The sequence below is a fragment of the Psychrobacillus sp. FSL K6-4615 genome (genome assembly GCF_038008225.1).
Taxonomy (GTDB): Bacteria; Bacillota; Bacilli; order Bacillales_A; family Planococcaceae; genus Psychrobacillus; species Psychrobacillus psychrotolerans.
Genome location: NZ_JBBOYQ010000002.1, coordinates 128,803 through 148,817, shown reverse-complemented (window position 1 = coordinate 148,817; position 20,015 = coordinate 128,803). Strand labels below are relative to the sequence as shown.

The window sequence follows — 20,015 nt, the reverse complement described above, 5'->3', positions numbered from 1 at the left end:
AATTACCGTTTCTTTTCGTGTTTTTTATTTACTTTATACCCTGTAAGTCCTCACCCTTAGGGAGGCATGAGCGAGAGGAATCTAATTATGAAATTTACATTACCTAAAGCCATTATCACAGAAGTTATCGGGAAGATTGGTCGTCTTATGACAGCTAAATCTAGTATTCCCATCTTGGCAGGAGTGTTAGTAGAGGTACAAAGCAAAGGGGTTCTTTTTACAGTAAGTGACGGAACAGAAAGTATGATTCATCACGTACCTGTAGGGGAAGGAAGCGGAATACTCGTAGAAGATGAGGGAAAAAGTGTTTTTTCAAAAGAAACCTTTGAACTTTGTAAAAAATTAAAAGGAGATATTACGTTTTCTGTGACGGAGACTACAGTAACCGTTACTCAAAACAAAACTTCTTTAGAATTTGCTACTATGGCCGCTGACGAATACCCAAAAATTGAAATTACAAATACATCGAAAGCCATTCGTTTTGAAGGCGAAGATTTTGAAAAAATCGTGAAGAAAACTGGTCACGCAGCTGCTACATCTGATACTAGACCTATTCTTCAAGGTGTTCATATGGATCTCGGTGCAACTAATTCATTTATTTGTACTGACAGCCATCGTCTAGCTAAAGTTTTGAATGGTTCATCAACGGAGGAAATACAAATCACTGTACCTGCTAATGTGTTAGAACATGCAGTTAAATCATTTGATTTATCTAATCCTGTTCTTATCTTCCCTAGCAGTAACCAAGTATCTTTTGCTAACGGAACAACGATACTTCTTTCACGTTTGCTCGAGGGTAATTATCCTGATACCAATCGACTAATACCTACCGAGTACGAAAGTGAATTAGTTTCAAATCGTTTAGAACTTATAGAAGCGTTGGAAATGTTAGCACTACTAGGAACTAATGGTGTAGTGAAATTAACGGTATCTGGTTTATTTGTTGAGTTATCTGCTATTGGCACAGGTTCAAAAGGAAAAAGAGAATTAGTGTTTGAATCATGGAATGGAGAAGAAGGATTTTCAATAAGTCTTTCTGCTACTTACCTTGTAGACGCTCTTAAAACGTTCTCTACGAACTCTGTCAAAATCGGTTTTACAGGTAGTATGCGACCATTCGTTGTTACTTCCGGTACTGAACAGGAAACAGTAGATGAATTACAACTAATTTTGCCAGTACGTTCACAATGAATATGTGTAAAAGAAGTATGAGTGATTTCTTCTCTTACTAATGGAGGAACTAAAATGTTCGATTTTGAAATGTTTACAGAAAAAATAGAGAAACGAAAGACTGAAGTAGTTCCCGACCGTCAATCTGAATCCTATTTGTATCAAGTGCTTATCAATAAGTATGAAGCCAAAGATATTGATTGTGAAAAGTTTACTCAGCATGACGTGCAATCACTACTTAATACACTTGAAGAATCTGTCACGATGGAAGATGAGGATGGTATCGTGTATTTACATCCTTTTAGTTCTTTCGGACAAATGTATTCATTGGGATACAAATTGAATGAACTGGAAGAGGCACCAAGACATCGATTGCCGACTTCTTTCCGTTTTTTATAGGAGGTATACAGATTATGTTTTCCACTGAGGAATTTTATGCTATGAGAACTTATTTAAATAATCTTCTCTTAATTAAAGTAGCTTTTGAACAAGGTATTAATGTAAAAGAGATTTTAAAAAGTACCTATATATATCCCGATCCTTATCAAATGGATGATACTAACCTCGAAATTTTTTATAAATTGACTTTAGAAACATTCGAGGCAGTTCAATTTTTTGCACCAGGAGAAGAGGAAGAGGATATTGCTTACTGGACTAATTTAGTTGGAGAAACAAAAAGAGATATAAATTCTTGTTACTTGTGGGTAATTCTTGATCCTCTTCTAAGAAATTGTTTAGAGGAAGAAATATTAGGAAATGACGAATTTCTTTACGGAGCCTATACAATCATCCATCCCATTGATGATGGAATTATTCTTATCGCAGATGAGGATTATGGTGTTTGTGATTGGACTTCTGTATACCAACATTTAGCGAGTATTAAAGAGCAGAAGAGATTAGAGAAAATTATAGAAAACGATATGGAGTGTGAACAATATGAAGTGGCAATTTGAGCTTTCCGATTGTCCTATTAACCCCGCTTATCCAATTAAAGCCACACAGCTTTATGACAACGGGGTACAAAAAGGACCATTTCATCTAACTATGGAAGACTTTATTAATTCTCTGAAAGTTGAACCAGATGGACTTCATAATGCTGAAAAGTTGGTAGAAGAAGAGACAAACGTCTCCCCTACTTTCCCTGTAGGAACTATTCGATATAGTTCGGATCCCTGGCACACAAGACAGAGAATCACGATGGAGATTCCGCAAAAACAGTGGGATATAAAATATGGTGACGATGATGAATTTTTTTCTATCGGTTTTCCACGGATGGTCATTCAGTACTTAATTTCTAGTCAAAATGACCAGAAAAAGATGATTGAGACACGTTTATTCGCCGTGTTAAATGATAAAAAGCCAATCGAGGACGAAACTCCCCTTTTCCACTTTCCTTATCCTAATGTGGGTAAATCAAATGGAATTGTATGCTGGGGGCGAAATCAACGATTAGAAATTACTCGTCTAACCGAACTAGAGAGAGCTTTTCAATGGTTTATAGCTAGCCCTTTCAACGAAGATCATGGGGTACGTACAACACACGGAATCGCAAATTTCCGGAAGTTAATTGACCGTATTCAAGATAAACCCTTTGATGATGAGTGGCTTATACCAATAAGAAATCAAAGCTTTCGTGATCTATATGTTTAACCAGTGACATTTAACAATGAATATCAATCTGTTAGCCCTCACCTTTTGGGAGGCATGAGAGGAGAAGAATACTATGGGACAACTTAATCTTTTTGCTGATGTAGTAGCTGAAACTTCGGCAGTTCTTCATACAAAACAAATATTGAACTTGGTGTCTTTGAAAATGGTGAAAGAATCTAGCGTTCTTTATGATACACAGTCTATTGGTTCACCTAAAGATGCTTATGCTGTTGTTCGGAAGATTTTAGAAGATGCTGACCGTGAAATGTTTCTGGTTATGGCACTTGATGTTAAAAATCGACCAATCAACATTCAAATTTGTCATATCGGAAGTCTGAATGCTTCTATAGTACATCCGAGAGAAGTATTTAAAATGGCTATCCTAAGTAATGCTGCATCGATTATGGTTTTTCATAATCATCCTAGCGGTTTGACAAATCCTTCCAGTGAAGATATAGAAGTAACTAGAAGGTTGGAAGAAGCCGGGAGAATTATAGGTGTAGAATTACTGGACCATTTAATAATTGGAGAAAATGACTATTTATCTCTTAAAGATAAAGGTTATGTGTAAGAGATAGCATTTATACAATAAAAAGTATAAACCTGTAAGCCCTCACCTTTTGGGAGGCATGAGAGGAGAATATAACATGACACAACAAACAGATTTCTTTGCAATGTTTAATATAGTAGATGAGGTAACAGAGAAAAAACGTAAAGAGGAAGAGGAAAAGGCTGTTAAATTGGAAGAAGCACGTCAAGCAAAACTTGCTGAAGTACAAGCTAAGCGTAATGAAGCCAGTGCTTCCGAAAAAATTGAGGGAATTGCTACTAAAAAAACTACAAAAGCCCCTGAAGTGAAAAAAGAAGATGAGTTTAAACCTAATGAATCTACCGTGATTCGATATTATGGAGAATCTTTAGAAATCACTTCGTATTTTTCAACGGAAGAATTGGCAGAAGGTTTGTTAGTAGTCAATTTAGATAAAGATGGAGAAAACGAACGAAGACCGCTAACTGCTGAATTATTACGTGCTCGTATGGAAAATGACTTCCCTGAACTTGTAAAGAGTCATACAGAAATTATCTTTTTGAAAGATAAAAACCTTATCATTCCTACAATGAAGGCAAAGAAAAAAGGAAATTGTATGGAGTTGTCTAATGACAACTCTTTCCCCTTTCCTAAAATTCCATTTGAGATTTTGCGTCAATTCCTAGCGTTAGCAAAACATTTTGGAGATAAATCATTGGAAGTACACGCTGATATTTATTACAACAAAGAAGTAAATAGATACTTTTTAGATATTCCGAAGCAAACGGTACACACGTATTGGGTAGAAGTAACAGAAAGTGGTAGGGAAACAGTTGAACGTGTAATGGATAATATTAAAGTATTAGAAATTCATTCGCACCACGGTATGTATCCTACTCCGAGTTCTCAAGACAACGAATCCGAACGAGTACCAGGTATGCATTATGCTATTGTCGGTAATACGCAACGGTATTTTCCAGACGTATTTTTACGTCAATTTATTTCAGAAACAGTCGGCCATCGTATTAAATCTTTTGAACAAGTATTTGAATGCCCATTTACTGAACTTCCTTCCTTCGATATGAATCAAATTGAGGTGAGCAGCCATGAATGATTCTATTAACATTTTAAAGGCAGCTCAGACTTCATTTATACCTAATAAAGAAATCTTTCCTTACATTATTCAAATAGGTACAGGTGGAACAGGCGGATATTTAACACAACATATCAGTCAATTATTAGGAGTATCGAAAAAAAGAGGAGCTTACACAGTAGTTGACCCTGACGTTATTGAAACCAAAAATTTAGGTAATCAATTATTTCTTCCAGAGGAAGTAGGTTTAAAAAAGGCAGAAGTCCTGGCGCAGAGATATTCATATGCGTATGGTATCGACATTGCAACGTATACAGATAACTATATTGAAAGTGTAGAAGATATTCGTAAGTTATTTACTTCAGAATACCTTCAAGTACACAACTACAGAAGTGATATACTCTTTTTGCCGATATTAATTGGATGTGTGGATAATAATTTTTCAAGGTCAATTTTAAATACATTCTTTGAAACTTCGAAAACATGTATTTATATTGATGCGGGTAATGAATCCACTGTAGTACCAAAAGATTGGCAAGTACGAACTAAATCAAGTTGGACAGAAGAAGAATTAATTGCTTTTAATGAAAGTGGTTGGAGTGGACAAGTTGTTACAGGTGTAAAATTAAATTTATTTAAACAACCACCTGTAGCAGAAGTATTTCCCGATATTTTAGAAGATAAAGATAGTTTTGTTAAACCAAGTGAACTATCTTGTACCGAATTGACAGCAAGTGAGCCACAACGTCTAATCGTTAATAAATTCGCTGCTATGATCATTTCTAACATTCTTACACAAATAGTCGAGGATTATACTATCTCTTCTCATATGACCGTTTTTCATGCAAAAAAGGCTTACATGAGAAGCACCCCTATCCAAAACGTACAAAAAAACGTATACTCCACTAATTCAAATTAGTGGAATATACGTTTTATTTAGATTTAGTTTGTCCAATTTTATTATAGTTATCCCTATTCAACTAAACTGTAGCTTTAATTTAAATGTAACATTTCACAATGCATATCTGAGAACAACTTAATGTTTTGGACATAAAAATGATCATCAAAATGATGGCCATATTTTGCTAAAGCACCCGTTACTTTAAGTGTAATTCTTCACAATGTCCCTTGCTTAAACTTTGGCATAAATACAAGTATCAGTCAGTTTACTTCCATCTGCGGATAAATCCTCATTCTTTAAAATCCCTTCTAACTCAAATCCTAATTTTTCAGGAATAGAACGACTCTTTAGGTTTGTGGATACACATCTAATTTCAACTCTCTTAAAGTTCATATGATTTAAACCTAGTTCACATAATCCTTTTACCGCTTCTAACATATATCCGTTACCCATAAATCTTGTGTTAATCCAATAACCAATATGACTTTTGGGGATGTCCCAGTTTAAACCTTCAAAACTTGTTACTCCTATAAAATCATTAGTGTCTTTATGGAAAATCAGGAAACGTAAACTATCTCTTTTTATGAAGTTAATATATGCTTCTCTCAAATTTACTTCTGTTTCCTCCAGAGTAGGGATTGTCTGTGCAAATGGCAACCAAGCCTTTAATTCATTAAAAGAATCTTTAATTGCATCATTAACAATAGTACCGTCTCCTGATTGCCTAGGTGCTCGTAATAATAACCTTTCTGTCTCTATTTGTAATGGAATGTCTAATAATAATGGATTCACTACAACTCCCCCTTGCCACAACTTATTTATTATATCCTTGTTAAACTCTACTTCTTACTTTAGTTGAATAACAATACAGGCTATCTACTACAGACCCACTTATGTATATTCTTCAACCTTGTTAAACTAACCTGCTGCTTTACTTGAACAAGAAAAGAGAGTTGTATCATCAACTCTCCAATTTACTAAAGCACCCGTTAGTTGAAGATGAAACAGAAAAGTTATTCCACAATCGCGCCCGATTGTGGAATAACTTTATCTACTATACGATGTCCAAATTCTATAAATATCTTTACCTTCTAACTCAATCTTATCTCTATGCATTGTAACATTTACATTCGTGTATCCCGCCCATTGTGGTATTAGTTCCGTTAAACAATCAATTACCTTTACATCAGGAGTTGCATAACCGATATTTTCTTTTCTCAAAAAGCCATTTGAGAAATCTTGATATAATGAGTCCGTCCATTCATAAACTTCAAACTGAGAATCAAAAATCCGTTCATCTTCTTGATATTGTCCGTTAACCCAGTATATTTCCATAACAATGCCTCCTCCTAATCAAAGCAGCGTTCCATAACACCATGTCCTATAAAGACAAAGACACTTTCCTAGTTTTCCGGGAAAGCGCCGGATTGTTGTTGACTAAAGCACCCGTTAGTTGAATAAGATACTCTTTCATACTTTTTTTAGAGCAAGTTTGACCGAAGTATTTATTTGCTCTTTAAACACACCATTTTTATCAATAGCTAATAATTCCTCTTTTAAATGTTTTTCAAATAAATCAACGTTTTCTCCTAAAAACCGTTTAGCACCAAAAGAAGTAGAATAATGATTTCCGATTATAGAGTCCAGTGTCCATATCTGCTCATATGAAGGTAATTGATGAATTTCTAGGTCGAACTTTGATCCTGTTATAATTTCCTCATGGCTAACTGTTGGATGACTGTATGTAATATTCCCTGCTCTTCTTTCATTCCCATACCAATGTTTTACAACTTCTTGAACTGTCTGCTGCCAAGGTAGAAGCACTTCATTAGGAGAGTAATTATCTATAATAGCTATTCCGCCACCAACAACTATCATTTCGTATAAACTTTCAAGGACTCGCGGTCTATCCATCCAGTGAAAAGCCTTTGCAATAGTTACAAGTCTAAAGGTCGTATTGTTATTACGTTTATATTTCTCTAAATCGCCAATTAGCCACTCTGTATTTTCAGCTCTAATTTCCTTACTGATTCTTTCAGCCTCTTGAATCATCTCAGGCTCTGTATCCAACCCTACCACTTTTTCAAACCAATCAGAGAACCTTAGTGGTAATCGACCATCGCCGCAGCCTAAATCCAGCATGTTGCTTTTCCCATCTAAAGAAAACTTATTTCTTAAATATCTGATTAAAGAAGAAGAATATAATGGTCTATATTGTGAATAATACCAAGCTGTGCCTTTAAATAAATCGTCCCCATAATCTTTCATTGAATAATCCTCCTTAATTAAGCACTTCAAATCTTATTAAACTAACCTGCTGCTTTAATCTACTGAAAAAGGCTTTACTCCTTCTTGAAGTAAAGCACCCGTTAGTTGAAGAAGAAACTCAGTACTGGCGGTAAGAATAAGAGACTAATTGCAGTGAAAATAAGTATTTTAGAAATCAATTTCGGTAGTTTATCTCTATCTTTTCCTTTATTCCTTCCGCTAAATTGCAATTTATTTTTATATAGCACCAAAAACAGAATAAGAATAGAGACATAAGGCATTCCACCATATCTTTCATCAATATCAATGCCAATCTCTAAATATATACTTCCCCAAAGAATTACCCATATGATACTAACAAATACGAATATAACTAAAATTAGTGTTGACTCTAGAAAGATTTTCATTGCACTCTCCTAATTTATTTATATTTAATTAGTTTTACCCTTTATTTCACTAACCTGCGGCTTTAGTTCAATTAGAAAAAAGGCTTTACTCCTTCTTGAAGTAAAGCACCCGTTAGTTAAACAACATTATATTTTTAAAATTTTAGATTCTATTTTGACATGTATTCTAAAAACTTTTATTTAAAATTAGAATGTAATTCTAAGTTCTAAGTGTGGTTTCATCACACTATAACTCGCTTTGAAACAACAGTACTTTTTCATTTTATAAACTGTTTTAAAAATGGCTCAATACCCGGATAGCTTTCATCCATTACGATGCGGTGCATTTGCATAGCGTCGACGATATTGTGCGTCGATAACTGATTTAGTGCTATCGCTAAACAGCTTAGAGCCGGCATTTCTTCAACTTGATTCGTTCTTGACTTCAATAATACCATTACTTTAACATACTGTTCTTCCTCGGCTAAGGTAAGCACGGTATCATCTATTTTTTTCTCTTGTACGAGAATCTGTAGAGCTAGGAGCAAGCACCTTTTTTGCGCCTGCAATTTTGCCTCAGTTATTATGGGATTAACATGGACGTTACTCGTATGTTCAAACTGTATCGCACTGCCGCAATGCATACAAATTGCCGTATAGTTTGCTTGTATGCCGGCATACATCTCGGGTTCTACCTCATTTTTGTACGTCACATATGGAATAAATACATCATGCTCGCAGAAAAGACAATTAATAGGTCGGTCCGAAATAACGATGTGACTTTCCTCAAGGTTTAAATCTTTTGCCATATCTAATCTACCTGTTTGCAAACGATATTCGTTTCCATACCTTTCGTCAGTTGTTGGAACTGCTGGATATTATAACAGTCGTTGCAAGTGAAAGACTGTAGTACCAATTGCTCCGGTGGATCTTCATTAAATGGGTCTACATCAACATTTGGTGGCACTATATCAAGATATACTTCCCGATGACTAAAAATAGCACCGCCACAGTGGGGGCAACGTAGTGGTTTGCCTATAATCTGTACTTCGTAATTACTATGTTTTCTGTCCAATCTACGACATCCTTCCTTTTTTAAGTTTCGATGATATCCAAATCCCGCCCTCTGATTAACAACTGACTATACATACCTCTTCTTCAACTAAACTGCCGCGTTAGTTCAATAAGAAAAAGGCTTTGCTCCTTCTTGAAGTAAAGCACCCGTTAGTTGAATAAGCACCTTCTCTTCTATACTTAATCAATAAATTCTCCTAGCCCATCAAAGCCTTTTATTTTATAACCTATTTCACCCATATCACCAACTTGATTAATATCTATAATTACAACAACTTTTCTTGGTTTCTGAATACTAAAATATGCTAGTGCATCTGATTTTTTTTCACCATTTTCAAGATTATAGTGCATATACATACTCAAATCATTGGGATATATATCTTTACTACTACCAGTTAACGTAGCAGTCTTACCAGCCTCTATATGTTTTATTAATCCTATTTCTTTAAACTCAAAGTTCTCAGCGTGACCATATGTAAATTTGAGGTTTGATATGCTTTCATTATTTAAATTATTTACCTCAATAGTTACTCCCGAATTGTATTTTTTATACTCTCCTTGACCTAAAGTACCTAAAAATGAAAGAAACAAATATATCAAAAACATTAAAATCGATAAACAGATTATCCCTATTAAAACAAATAAAAGAGTTTTATATTTTTTCAATAAAATATCACCCTATCCTTACCCGACAAGTCTATTAAATGTACTAACGTCAACTGCGACATAAAACTCCTAATTTCATCTAACAACTAAACTGCTGCGTTAGTTCAATAAGAAAAAAGGCTTTATTCCTTCTTGAAGTAAAGCACCCGTTAGTTCAATAAAAAATCTCCTTTAACCCTTTTAAGAAAAGATTACCACTCATTATTAACTTTATCTAAAAAAAGTTGTACTTCTCTTGGAGACGTTAAAATAATGACTTTCTTATCATTTGGTAATTGTTCAAGTTTCTTTAAAATAATAGGTTTCTTGGTTTTCGGGTAATCCCAAACCCATTTCAGAAAGTCAAAATCAAGCCTCTCATTGTTGCCCTCTGCCATATCTGGTCTTGATTTTCCACGATATTGAATCATCCGCTTGAAAACTCTGTAGATGCATATTACTCTACTGATATCAACAAAGATAATGGTGTCTACTGCATTCAGTCTTATATCCATTGTTCCGTTATAATTCCCATCAATAATCCATTCTTCTTTTTTTACCAATTCATTTTGAACTTTTCTTTGTTCCTCTTTTGATGTTGGTGTCCAATTTGGCTTCCAAAACAATGCATCTAAATGATAAACTTCTATGTTCAACTTTTCCCCTAATCTTCGTGCCAGAGTAGACTTCCCTGACCCTCCTGAACCAATCAATGCAATCTTTTTCATTGTACGCCACCTCTTTATGTACTTTTTAAAATACTAACGGGTGCTTTAGTGAACAAGAAAAGAGAGCTATATTATCAGCTCTATATTTCACTAAAGCACCCGTTAGTTTAAGTGAAATGTTTCACAAACTTGTCCTTTTTCTTTTATATAGACTTTGCAATTACTTCACATTTTTTTATAGCCCAAATATAATGATTGGAAGTGTTTGCTGCAAAATAGCTGTATAAATTACTTGTTTTTGTCCACTTATAATATTTTTTTGTGACCATTTCTTCGTTGGTATGTAATCTTATTAAATCCATTACTCTTTCATGGCTTAACTTCAATTTTTTTATTGCTTGATTTAATTTTACATCCTGATAGTTTTCCCAAATTTGCATATTAAGTAACTTGATAGTGCTCCATTTATAACCAGGTGCTGGCATAAAAGGAATATCTCCATCCATACCTTCTCTATACCATCTCTCAAGCATTACATGCCATTCATACAGATGCATTAATACATCACGAAAATTCTTATCTCTGTCTTGAGTTTCAATAGAAATGCCTCTTTTTCTGCTAGGTACTGACTCAATTATTTCAAGTAATGATTTTAAATTTTTGTCGCTATTCAGTAATAGAATTTCTTTTTCACTTTTTGCCACCATAATAATTCACTCCTTTTTTATGTATGTTCGTGTAATAAATTTCAATAATTAGAGGTAAAGCTTGTAACTAACCTGCCGCTTTAGTTTAAGAAGAAAAAGGCTTTACTCCTTCTTGAAGTAAAGCACCCGTTAGCTTAATAATTTTTCCTTTTATTATCAGCAATTTTAAACATATATCTAATACCTTTACCTGCAAGTGGTTCATCTTCATACCTTGGTAATACATGAAAATGAGAATGAAATATATGTTGTCCTCCAATCTCGCCACAATTCCATCCGAGGTTATATCCTTGGGGATTATACCTTTCATCCAAGTAATTTTTTGCATCTTTAAGAAGTGTATAGGTTGCATTCCATTCTTCTATTGTTAAGTCAAATGCAGTTTCCCTATGTTTTTTAGGTACAATTAGCCCAGCACCTTCAAGTTGAATACCTTTCTCTTGTGCTTGTTCTAACTGCAAAAACATACAATACTCGTTGCTTAAAATGACTTTTTGGGTTGGTTCTAATTCCAGATTACAAAATATACAATCTTTCATTCAAATCTCCTTCTCCCCGTTCGTTATTTTCTGTTTTTATTTTAACTTTGTTATTACACTAACCTGCCGCTTTAGTTCAATAAGAAAAAGGCTTTACCCCTTCTTCAAGTAAAGCACCCGTTAGCCATCCATGCAGCCCCAAAAAGCTGCACCACAGAGGATGAAAATTGTTGCAGAGTGGGTATAGATTAGTATGGCTGGCGAAGAAGGTCGATGAACTATGGTGCCTTAGAGCCCTCCAACGACCACGGTGCATCACAGACTGTCGCACTCTATATGAGTAGCACTCATGGGAGATTAATCCTACTCTGGTTTTTGCACCAGCCTGCCTTTATTCTTACAAGAATGGAGTGATTATTGATTTACCTTTTAACACAAAACTCAATATAAGCATTCTGAAGGCTCAGCCTTTTTTTAAAAAAGCAATTTCTGAGTCTCTTTTGTTATGCAATTTTGTATATTTTGAGCATTTTTTAATTTTCATGGGAGTTGAATAAGAATAGTAAAGCTTATTTAACAATAAAGCCAGATAGGAACATCATCAAATCAAATTTTTTCAACCTATAAATGAATAATTAATCGAGCGGAAAATAATAGCCAACATAGCTAAATACATTGCTGAATCCAATATTTTCTGCAACTGCAACAGAGGGAGTGTTCTTCTCCATACAATCCCAATACGGAACCTTATTATTCTCCAAACAATCTTTAACAAAACTGTGAGCTACTCTTTGAGCTAATTTTTTTCCCTGATGGGTCTCTAATGTTTCAATATCAATGCAGTGTACTTTTCCAACGACAAAACCTGAAAAACAAACACTAACAATTTCATTTTTATAAACAATACAATAACCCAATCCACTATTAAAGAAACTCTCAGGTGAGGACCAAAACTCTAATATTTTTGATTGTAAAAATTCAATGTTTGTTATTGAGTTATTCTTATTTTCAAAGAGAGTATTACAGATTTTTATAACCTTATATTCTTGTTCGATTGCAGGTTTGTAATTACCTTTATAATCAGCCTTATGTAAGATATAAACCCTTTGATTCCAACTCTCTAATTTACGATGTTCAAAAACTCTTTCAATAATGTTATTCCATTTTTCGTGATTGCCGACTCCTTCAAACCATTTTAAATGGACCTTTTTTGCTTCTGATGCGATTACATTGCTAATAAAATGGTTTAATTCATTATTAAATACTTCATTTTGCTCACTTCCAAAAAATATAAATCCATCATTATTTCCTAACCAAATAAGCCCAGACACAGGATTATTAATATCATCTACAAAAATACGGCCCGGATTTATATTTTCAACAATTGCTAATGCTTCTAATTGCCCTTGTTCATTTAACAATTTTCTACACTTACTAAATTCAGATTTATCTAATTCGAATATCATATACATCCCCTACACCTTCATATTTATAGGTAAAATAAATATTTCAATTTATATACACTAAAACTCCTAATTTCCCTTTATCCATTTAATTCGATTTTAAGACAACTAAAACCTTTATAATACTAAACTTTTATTTAACAATCTGGCCTAATTGTGAACTAAACTGACGCTTTAAAGGCTTTACTCTTGAAGTAAAACACTCAATTAGTTGATTATGTGGTTTGTGTGTTTATTGCTAGTATTTTATAAAAAAAATGATTATTTCGGAAAGCGAATCTTCAACTAAACTGCCCCGTTAGTTTAAGTGAAACCCTTCACAATCTATAACTATTTTAACATAGGTATCCAACAAAAAATCACCTCTCAGTTAAACTAGAGAGGTGATTTTAACATTCTTTTATAATTATCAGTAACCTACTTTAATGTTAAGTTACCAACTTTAATGTAACTGGACAAATTGTTGGTTTGAAATAAAGTTTGATTAAAAGTATGTTGCAAACATTTATTTTATACTAGTAAAAACCCTCCAATTTGAAAAAAGATAAATCAAAATGTGTAGGTTTTGTTTTGGCGTGATTAAAGTTTTTATAAAAAAGATTTATTAAAATATATCTATAACATTGTTAGGTAATTATTTTTGCGTTTCTGAATGTTTTACTACATCGTAATTATACTTTAAACATCTTATCATTTGTATAAATTTTACAAAATTATTCCAAATCTACAATTAGCTTTTCAAAAAATTCACAAAACATTCTTATTGAACTTTATTTCAAATCAACATGAGGAACGGATACAAGAAAAATTAGGCTACTTAACACCCATTGAATGTGGGAATCAAGCAACCTAAAAGGTGTTTATATGAGCCTCAAATGCAGATTTTGATCGGATGTTTGGCACATCTATTTTAAACGCTGATTGTCATTGAGTCTAGAATTGTATTTAATTTTCAGAATTATTTTATACTCCTAGTGCAGATTACTTTACTTGATTGTTAAATCAAATGATTTATTAATATTCCCAATTGAATTTATTGATTAATTTTTTTGTAAAAAAGAGAGATATCGCCAATAATATTAATGGAATAACTGTATGATATATCCAACTATCTCCTAAAAAACCGGTAATTAATTGGAATAAATCAAATAGTAATGCAACACTTGCAAAGATAAGTGATTCAAAGAATGGATATATGCTTCTCATTACTATTGCAATTATGATCCCTACTATTAATATGACTATACTAGTATATATCAAAAAGCTCGCCTCATTTCTTTGGTTTTGGTTTTGGTTTATAATTATATGCATAATATATGGTCCAATAAGCAAAGAAAGTAATCTCCATTATTGCAACCCCCCCTATGCCCCCAATCATCATACCAACGGCTTTTTTACCAAGTGCTTTTACTAAATTTTGCTTTGCAGTTCTTATTAGGGTCTTACTAAAAGTATTGTTAAAAGTCCTCACTTGAGCCTGAAAAGCAGAATAAGAGTTAATCTTTGTATTCACAATTTTTTTAAATGCATTACTACCAAACAAAAACGCTACTCCATTAGTAGCTATTTTTTCACCGAGGTTTGCAGGTACTCCCCAACTTTGTAATAGTTTTTTGAGTGCTTGTTGTGCCCCATACTTTAATCTAGCTCCAAGGTCACTAGCAAATTCCCCATCCGGATCCACAAACATCACCGGATTATTATTTGCATAATTATACCCATTCATCGTAATCGGATTCATGGTATCGCCACCTACAGGATCTAGCGACATAAACACACCTGTATCAGGATTATAATAACGTGCCATTAAGTAATACAGCTTCGTTTCCTCGTCATATCGGTAGCCAGCATAGCGGTAGGGGTTTTCCTTTGCAAGATTTACGTCATCTTTTTGATCTAAATCTTTTTGCGTTAAGATATTGCCCCATGCGTCGTATGTGTACTCAGCGACGATTGTCCCACTTTCATCTGTTAAGGCGAGCACGTCCCCACGGTAGTTTGTTAGGTAATAGTATGTTTTACCACTATAAGTCATTGTTAGTCGATGTCCGTTATCATCATACGTGTAGGATTTTGTAATCTCTCCACTTGCATTTGCCTCGAATAATACTTGATTACTTGTCCCATCATAGCGATAATACGTTTCTTTACTATCAACGTTACTATAAATACGATTACCGTTTTCATCGTATTTGTACGTTACCACCGTTGCACCAGCCATTGTCTTCACTTCTATTAATTGATCAAAAGCATTCCATACATATTCATAACGCCCGTCATTTGTCACATTGCCATTTACATCGACAGCTATGCTTTGTGTCCCGGCATCCGTCATTTGGTTTGCATCATTATAGACATATTCGGTCGTTGTCGTCTTACCATTTTGAGTAATTGACTTCGACTTACGATTACTTACATCATCATATGTGTATGCGATGGTTAAGCCATTGCTATATTGCTCTTGTTCTAATTGATTTACAGCATCATACGCATACGTAACTGTTCCTGCATTAGTTATGACTTCCTTGATTTGATTATTCGCATCATAGTCATACGTATGCGTATCCCATGGTGTCGTGCTTTTTTTATTAAATGTTTGCGTCTTTAGCAGTGTCTCGTTTCCGATATATGTATTTGTAATCGAAGCACCATTTCCGAGTGTAGTACTTGTAAGTAAACCATTGGTATTCAATTTAAAGCTTGCGATTGTTTCTCCGTTTAGAGTTAGGCTCTCTGTTTGCCCATTCGCATCTGGTGTATAGGTGATTGTATTTGTACCGAAATTAATCGTTTCCAAAGCTTCTTCGTTTTTATAGTTGTACGTAATGGCATTGTTTTTAGGCGCGCTAAAGTCAATACGCTGTAATAAGCCGTTTTCTGACCCCGTGTAAGTGACTGTTTGATTATTCAAGGTATGGTTTGTCACTGTTGTGATTAAACTATCTTTTTTTGACGTGAACTGATTATCATTGTTAATTTTCACTACTGACGTTTGTGTTTCTTCATCATTGCTGTAACCAATGACAGCACCATTTGCTTTTACTACCTCTGTTAATATACCATCAGCATTATAATGATAGTTTGTTGCCTTTCCTAATGCATTTGTTTCTTTTTTCACCGCATTTTGTGCATTATATTCTAAACTCATTTGTTTGCCAGCAGCATTTGTAACTGTTTGTAAATTCCCGTTGCCATCATAATCGTAGTCTGTTACTTTTCCATTGGCGTCTGTTACTGAAATTAATTCATTTTTAAAATTGTACTGATACGTTGTTAGTTGACCTTTTCCGTCTTTAGAGGACAGCATATTACCATTGAAATCAGTAATAGTTTCCGTCGTAATGCCTAATGAAGAGTCCGTATGCACTGTCCGCTTTTGATTATTCGAATAATCGTTATCAAATGTATCCGTTTTTCCTAAAGGATACGTAATAGTCTTCAGATCGCCACGTGTATCATATTGATAGGATGTTATTTCTCCCTTTGGAGACGTCGTTGTTTTTAAATTTCCTTTTTCATACGTATTTGTGGTCATTTGATTATTTGCATCTGTTTGCGTTAAGAGATTACTATATGCATCATACGTGTAGGATTCTGTTACACCTTTTGAATCAGTAGTGCTTAACACATTCCCTTTTGTATCATAATTGAAATCTTTAGTGTACGTAGATCCATCTGTATAGACTACAACTTCATGTAAAATATTATAGGTATCATCTAATGTAAAGGTTGTTGTTTCACCTGAAGGATCGAATACTTCTGTCACACTATAATTTTCATTCAAACCATATCTTGTAACGGTATTTTCTGGGCTTGTAATCGTCACAATATTGTTTGTTCGGTCTAAAGAGTAATTGGTGATAGAAGCTGCTTGTCCATCTAATGATGGTTCTGTTACAGAAACTAAATCCAAATTACTATTATACTCATATTGCATTATTTTTTGATTACTATCAATGATTTCCGTTAACTGCCCATTCGTCGTATAATTGAATGAGGTAGGCGTAGTTGTTTTTTCATCCTTCTTTATAACAACTCTTTCTAAGTTCCCCTCTGTATAGCTATAAGTTACCTCTTGTTCATTATAGTTCGCTTTTGAAATAAGCCCCTCTGTATTATACGTAAAGTTCAGTTTAGTACCTAAATTAGTGGTAATGGAAGTAAGCTGATTCAATGGATTGTACGAATAAGTGATTGTATTGTTGTATAGATCTGTTTGCTTAGTTATATACGCTACTTTTACATCTGTGTCAGTTGAATTTTCTTTCACTGTAAATGTTGTTGTATAACCAGTTTTGGTTGTTAGATTATACGTTGTCGCATCAACTTTTTCCAAACGGTCATAATTTCCGGTTGGTGCAACATATTTGTTCCCATCCCATGTGAATACATGGACGGTTCCATCTGCATCCTTGTAATCAATATCAGTACCATTTGTCCCAATATAAAGCTTTTCAGAACCCGTGAAGCTCCAGCCATAGCCAAAAGCAGACTTTTCAAAATCCTTACTATTATAGGTTCTTGTAAAATCCAATCCGAAACCTGCATAATTGAATAAGCTGAAATCGGTATATTGGATGACATTATTATTTGTGCCTACATTGACATAATTGGTTCCATTTGAAATATCATGTGAGGCATAGTCCCAATAATCCTCTAATCCAAGGTTTTTATCAAAATTAGTGGATTGAGAAAGTAAATTTATTATTGTTGCATTTGAAAAAACAGATTCCCCATGTTGGTTGTATGCACTAATTCGGAACCAATAATTATTAGACGTTGCATATTTCTTCCCCATTTTTGCATATAAAGGGGAAGGATCGATTGGAAGCTCTACACCAGAACCATCTTGTATAAGTTTTAAGGTACTTGAAGTTCCTGCTTGTATTTGTTCTGGTTTAGGCCAAATCCCTTTATTTTGTGTCGTCCAGTTTGTTACATTTTTTACGTCAAAAGCTTCATAACTAAGTCCATTAAAAATCCAGACTTTATATCCTGTTGCCCCTGGTATCTCATCCCATTCTAAGTTGACATAACCTGAGTTCGTCCCAATTTGATTGCTGTAGGCTACCCCTTTAGGTCCATCAGGTTTAACTAAATTCGGAATGGTTGGTACAATCGGATTTGCATTTGGGCTTTCCCCATTCTCAAATACAGCACTGACCGATATGGCATAATTTGTTCGGTCGTTATAGGTCGTTCCTCCAGAAGCACGGTAAACGGCTTGTGGGTTTACGGGAAGGTTTGCTCCCACCTGTGGCCAAACAGACTTGTCTTTTGTAGACCAGTTCGTGTTTTTCCCTACACTGATCGATTTATATACGTTCCCATCGAAAATCCATACCTTGTAGCTAGAAGCTCCCGCTACAGGACTCCATTGTAAATCGATATATCCTGTTCCATCACCTAAACTAGTGCTTTTTGCAGACAGGTTGGTTGGAGACGGAAAAAAATAAGCGATATTCAAATGTGGAAGATAGTCTGCCACACTATGCTCCGTGGAGTAAAACTTTTTCCAAAACGTTTGTCCATTGCCATTTGTATGCAGTTTAAACCCATAATTGGGAGTCGTTCCTTTTATCCAATCATTTACTGCATTTTTGACATTGAACGTAGCCCATTTTCCTTTATGAACACTTGTAGAAGTAAATAAGGAAGAGGTTGGTTTGTTACTCCATTTGATAGTAGATTCGTCCCACGGTCCATTCACCCGGTCAAGCCAGATGCCTGTTAATGTGGAAGGGTAGTAGGAATGTACATTGTATATGTTGAAAATAGCGGTTTCAATTGTTGCATAAGGTAACGATGGGGTTGGTGTTTGTATATAAGCAAAGTTTTCCCCTGTTTCGGAGCTATAATTTCCTGCTTTTAATATGTAAGCCCCTAATCCAGCGTCCCAGTCTGACCCATAATTGGCATTCGGATAAGCAGAAGAGACGGAAGCATCATGGTTGGCTTGTACCTTCGTAGTCGGATCAATATAAACTGGATAAACTCTTGTAGGATCCTTCAACCAGTTTGGATCCGCCACGACCGTGAATGCATACCCTTTCTTCTCTTTACTTAGTTCAAAGTGAACGTCTTCCGAACGCTGGGGTTCAGCTGATTCCGGGTTGATATTCGAGTCGGTCATAAAAGGTTTCGGTAATGTGTAAATAATTTCATTCTGTTGATCTCTAAGCGTAATGGACCCATTCTCTTCCATCTGTGCTGTCAGATCTGTTTCCATAAAGAAATGATAGTTGCTCGTACCACTGTAATGACTTAGAATAATGTCTTCTTTTACCGATTCATCGAATACGATGTTTCGTAAAGTCAAACCTGGGATAACATCTTCATAGAAAATCTTATTTTCCTCATAGGAGGCTGCTGTGTTTTTTACTTTTTGAACACCCTTCTCCCCTGATGCTTCACGAAAAGTATAACTTAACGTATGTCCCTTATAAGCGAGGACGGCATATTTGTTTTTGTTCATTTTTGGGGAAAAACGGATATCGATCAATGTATTTTCCGTTGCGAGTTCATCTACTGATTCACTTGCAAAAGAATTCACAGCTTTTTGTTTTTTTAGTTTAGGCTGAATCTCTTTCCATTTTCCACTATTCTTTCGAAAGACGGGTTCTTGGAACATTTCCATCGAATATGTGCCATCCCCATTGTCCATGACTTTAGAGGATTCCGTACGAAGCTCCATTACTTCTTTTGGATCGGTCTTTTCGAAAGGTGGAGCTTCTCCAGAGGCTATGGTAGGTAGCTCGTCAGGATTAGGCAAAGTAGGCGTTTCTTCTATCCCTACCTCCGTATTTTCTTCCGCTTTTACTACTAAGTTCGTAAAAGGGATAGATGTAAAAATTAACACTATTGCTAGAATACTAGCTAACCATTTGGTAAATACTTTATGTTGCAATTCTCTCTTACCTCCTAAAATTATTAAAATCCAGAATAAGAAAATCTTTCTTACACTTTGGTATAATAAACTTTT

19 protein-coding genes are annotated in these 20,015 nt (G+C 34.6%); 7 read left to right on the top strand and 12 right to left on the bottom strand.

Features of this window, described 5'->3' with window-relative positions; all coding sequences use genetic code 11:
* The first annotated feature begins 87 nt into the window (after window positions 1-87).
* The 7 genes from dnaN to MKX53_RS19470 all read left to right on the top strand — a co-directional run bounded on the left by dnaN (window position 88) and on the right by MKX53_RS19470 (window position 5,361).
* On the top strand, window positions 88-1,191 hold the full coding sequence (dnaN, locus tag MKX53_RS19500) for a DNA polymerase III subunit beta (RefSeq protein WP_340913673.1): 1,104 nt from the start codon (window positions 88-90) through the stop codon (window positions 1,189-1,191).
* A 54-nt stretch (window positions 1,192-1,245) separates the two neighbouring features.
* Window positions 1,246-1,569, top strand: coding sequence for a hypothetical protein (locus MKX53_RS19495; RefSeq protein ID WP_340913671.1), 324 nt, complete (start codon window positions 1,246-1,248; stop codon window positions 1,567-1,569).
* A 14-nt stretch (window positions 1,570-1,583) separates the two neighbouring features.
* Entirely contained in the window at window positions 1,584-2,123 is a 540-nt protein-coding gene (locus tag MKX53_RS19490) for a hypothetical protein (protein ID WP_340766027.1), read from the top strand.
* Window positions 2,107-2,820: a hypothetical protein gene (locus MKX53_RS19485; protein ID WP_340913669.1), complete on the top strand. Its 714-nt coding sequence runs from the start codon at window positions 2,107-2,109 to the stop codon at window positions 2,818-2,820. Before MKX53_RS19490 ends, MKX53_RS19485 begins: the two co-directional genes overlap by 17 nt.
* Before the next feature lie 73 nt (window positions 2,821-2,893).
* Window positions 2,894-3,391 carry a JAB domain-containing protein gene (locus tag MKX53_RS19480; protein WP_340913666.1) on the top strand — a complete coding sequence of 166 codons (498 nt, stop codon included), beginning with the start codon at window positions 2,894-2,896 and terminating at the stop codon, window positions 3,389-3,391.
* A gap of 76 nt (window positions 3,392-3,467) precedes the next feature.
* Window positions 3,468-4,463: a hypothetical protein gene (locus tag MKX53_RS19475; protein ID WP_340913663.1), complete on the top strand. Its 996-nt coding sequence runs from the start codon at window positions 3,468-3,470 to the stop codon at window positions 4,461-4,463.
* Window positions 4,456-5,361 (top strand): ThiF family adenylyltransferase, encoded by a 906-nt coding sequence (locus MKX53_RS19470; RefSeq protein WP_340766035.1) that lies wholly within the window; start codon window positions 4,456-4,458, stop codon window positions 5,359-5,361. The genes MKX53_RS19475 and MKX53_RS19470 overlap by 8 nt, the downstream gene beginning before the upstream one ends.
* A gap of 213 nt (window positions 5,362-5,574) precedes the next feature.
* Here the strand turns inward: MKX53_RS19470 and MKX53_RS19465 are convergent, their stop codons facing one another.
* The 12 genes from MKX53_RS19465 to MKX53_RS19410 all read right to left on the bottom strand — a co-directional run bounded on the left by MKX53_RS19465 (window position 5,575) and on the right by MKX53_RS19410 (window position 19,940).
* Window positions 5,575-6,135 carry a GNAT family N-acetyltransferase gene (locus MKX53_RS19465; RefSeq protein WP_340913659.1) on the bottom strand — a complete coding sequence of 187 codons (561 nt, stop codon included), beginning with the start codon at window positions 6,133-6,135 and terminating at the stop codon, window positions 5,575-5,577.
* A gap of 255 nt (window positions 6,136-6,390) precedes the next feature.
* Window positions 6,391-6,678: a hypothetical protein gene (locus MKX53_RS19460; protein WP_340913657.1), complete on the bottom strand. Its 288-nt coding sequence runs from the start codon at window positions 6,676-6,678 to the stop codon at window positions 6,391-6,393.
* Between the two features lie 135 nt (window positions 6,679-6,813).
* A complete protein-coding gene (locus MKX53_RS19455) occupies window positions 6,814-7,611 on the bottom strand; it encodes a class I SAM-dependent methyltransferase (protein ID WP_340913655.1) in 798 nt (265 codons plus the stop codon).
* A gap of 101 nt (window positions 7,612-7,712) precedes the next feature.
* On the bottom strand, window positions 7,713-8,018 hold the full coding sequence (locus MKX53_RS19450; protein WP_340831229.1) for a hypothetical protein: 306 nt from the start codon (window positions 8,016-8,018) through the stop codon (window positions 7,713-7,715).
* 257 nt (window positions 8,019-8,275) lie between these two features.
* The gene (locus MKX53_RS19445) at window positions 8,276-8,827 is read right to left on the bottom strand and encodes a hypothetical protein (RefSeq protein WP_340913651.1); all 552 of its coding nucleotides are present in this window, start codon (window positions 8,825-8,827) and stop codon (window positions 8,276-8,278) included.
* Window positions 8,809-9,072 (bottom strand): hypothetical protein, encoded by a 264-nt coding sequence (locus MKX53_RS19440; protein WP_340913650.1) that lies wholly within the window; start codon window positions 9,070-9,072, stop codon window positions 8,809-8,811. Before MKX53_RS19440 ends, MKX53_RS19445 begins: the two co-directional genes overlap by 19 nt.
* A gap of 179 nt (window positions 9,073-9,251) precedes the next feature.
* Window positions 9,252-9,737: a hypothetical protein gene (locus MKX53_RS19435; RefSeq protein ID WP_340913648.1), complete on the bottom strand. Its 486-nt coding sequence runs from the start codon at window positions 9,735-9,737 to the stop codon at window positions 9,252-9,254.
* 191 nt (window positions 9,738-9,928) lie between these two features.
* A complete protein-coding gene (locus MKX53_RS19430; RefSeq protein WP_340913646.1) occupies window positions 9,929-10,444 on the bottom strand; it encodes a DNA topology modulation protein in 516 nt (171 codons plus the stop codon).
* 143 nt (window positions 10,445-10,587) lie between these two features.
* Window positions 10,588-11,091, bottom strand: coding sequence for a ClbS/DfsB family four-helix bundle protein (locus MKX53_RS19425; protein ID WP_340831331.1), 504 nt, complete (start codon window positions 11,089-11,091; stop codon window positions 10,588-10,590).
* Between the two features lie 134 nt (window positions 11,092-11,225).
* Complete coding sequence (locus MKX53_RS19420; RefSeq protein WP_340831333.1) at window positions 11,226-11,630, bottom strand: HIT family protein; 405 nt, start codon at window positions 11,628-11,630, stop codon at window positions 11,226-11,228.
* Window positions 11,631-12,205: 575 nt separating this feature from the next.
* On the bottom strand, window positions 12,206-13,036 hold the full coding sequence (locus tag MKX53_RS19415) for a GNAT family N-acetyltransferase (RefSeq protein WP_340831334.1): 831 nt from the start codon (window positions 13,034-13,036) through the stop codon (window positions 12,206-12,208).
* Window positions 13,037-14,303: 1,267 nt separating this feature from the next.
* Complete coding sequence (locus MKX53_RS19410) at window positions 14,304-19,940, bottom strand: DNRLRE domain-containing protein (protein ID WP_340913644.1); 5,637 nt, start codon at window positions 19,938-19,940, stop codon at window positions 14,304-14,306.
* Window positions 19,941-20,015: the final 75 nt, after the last annotated feature.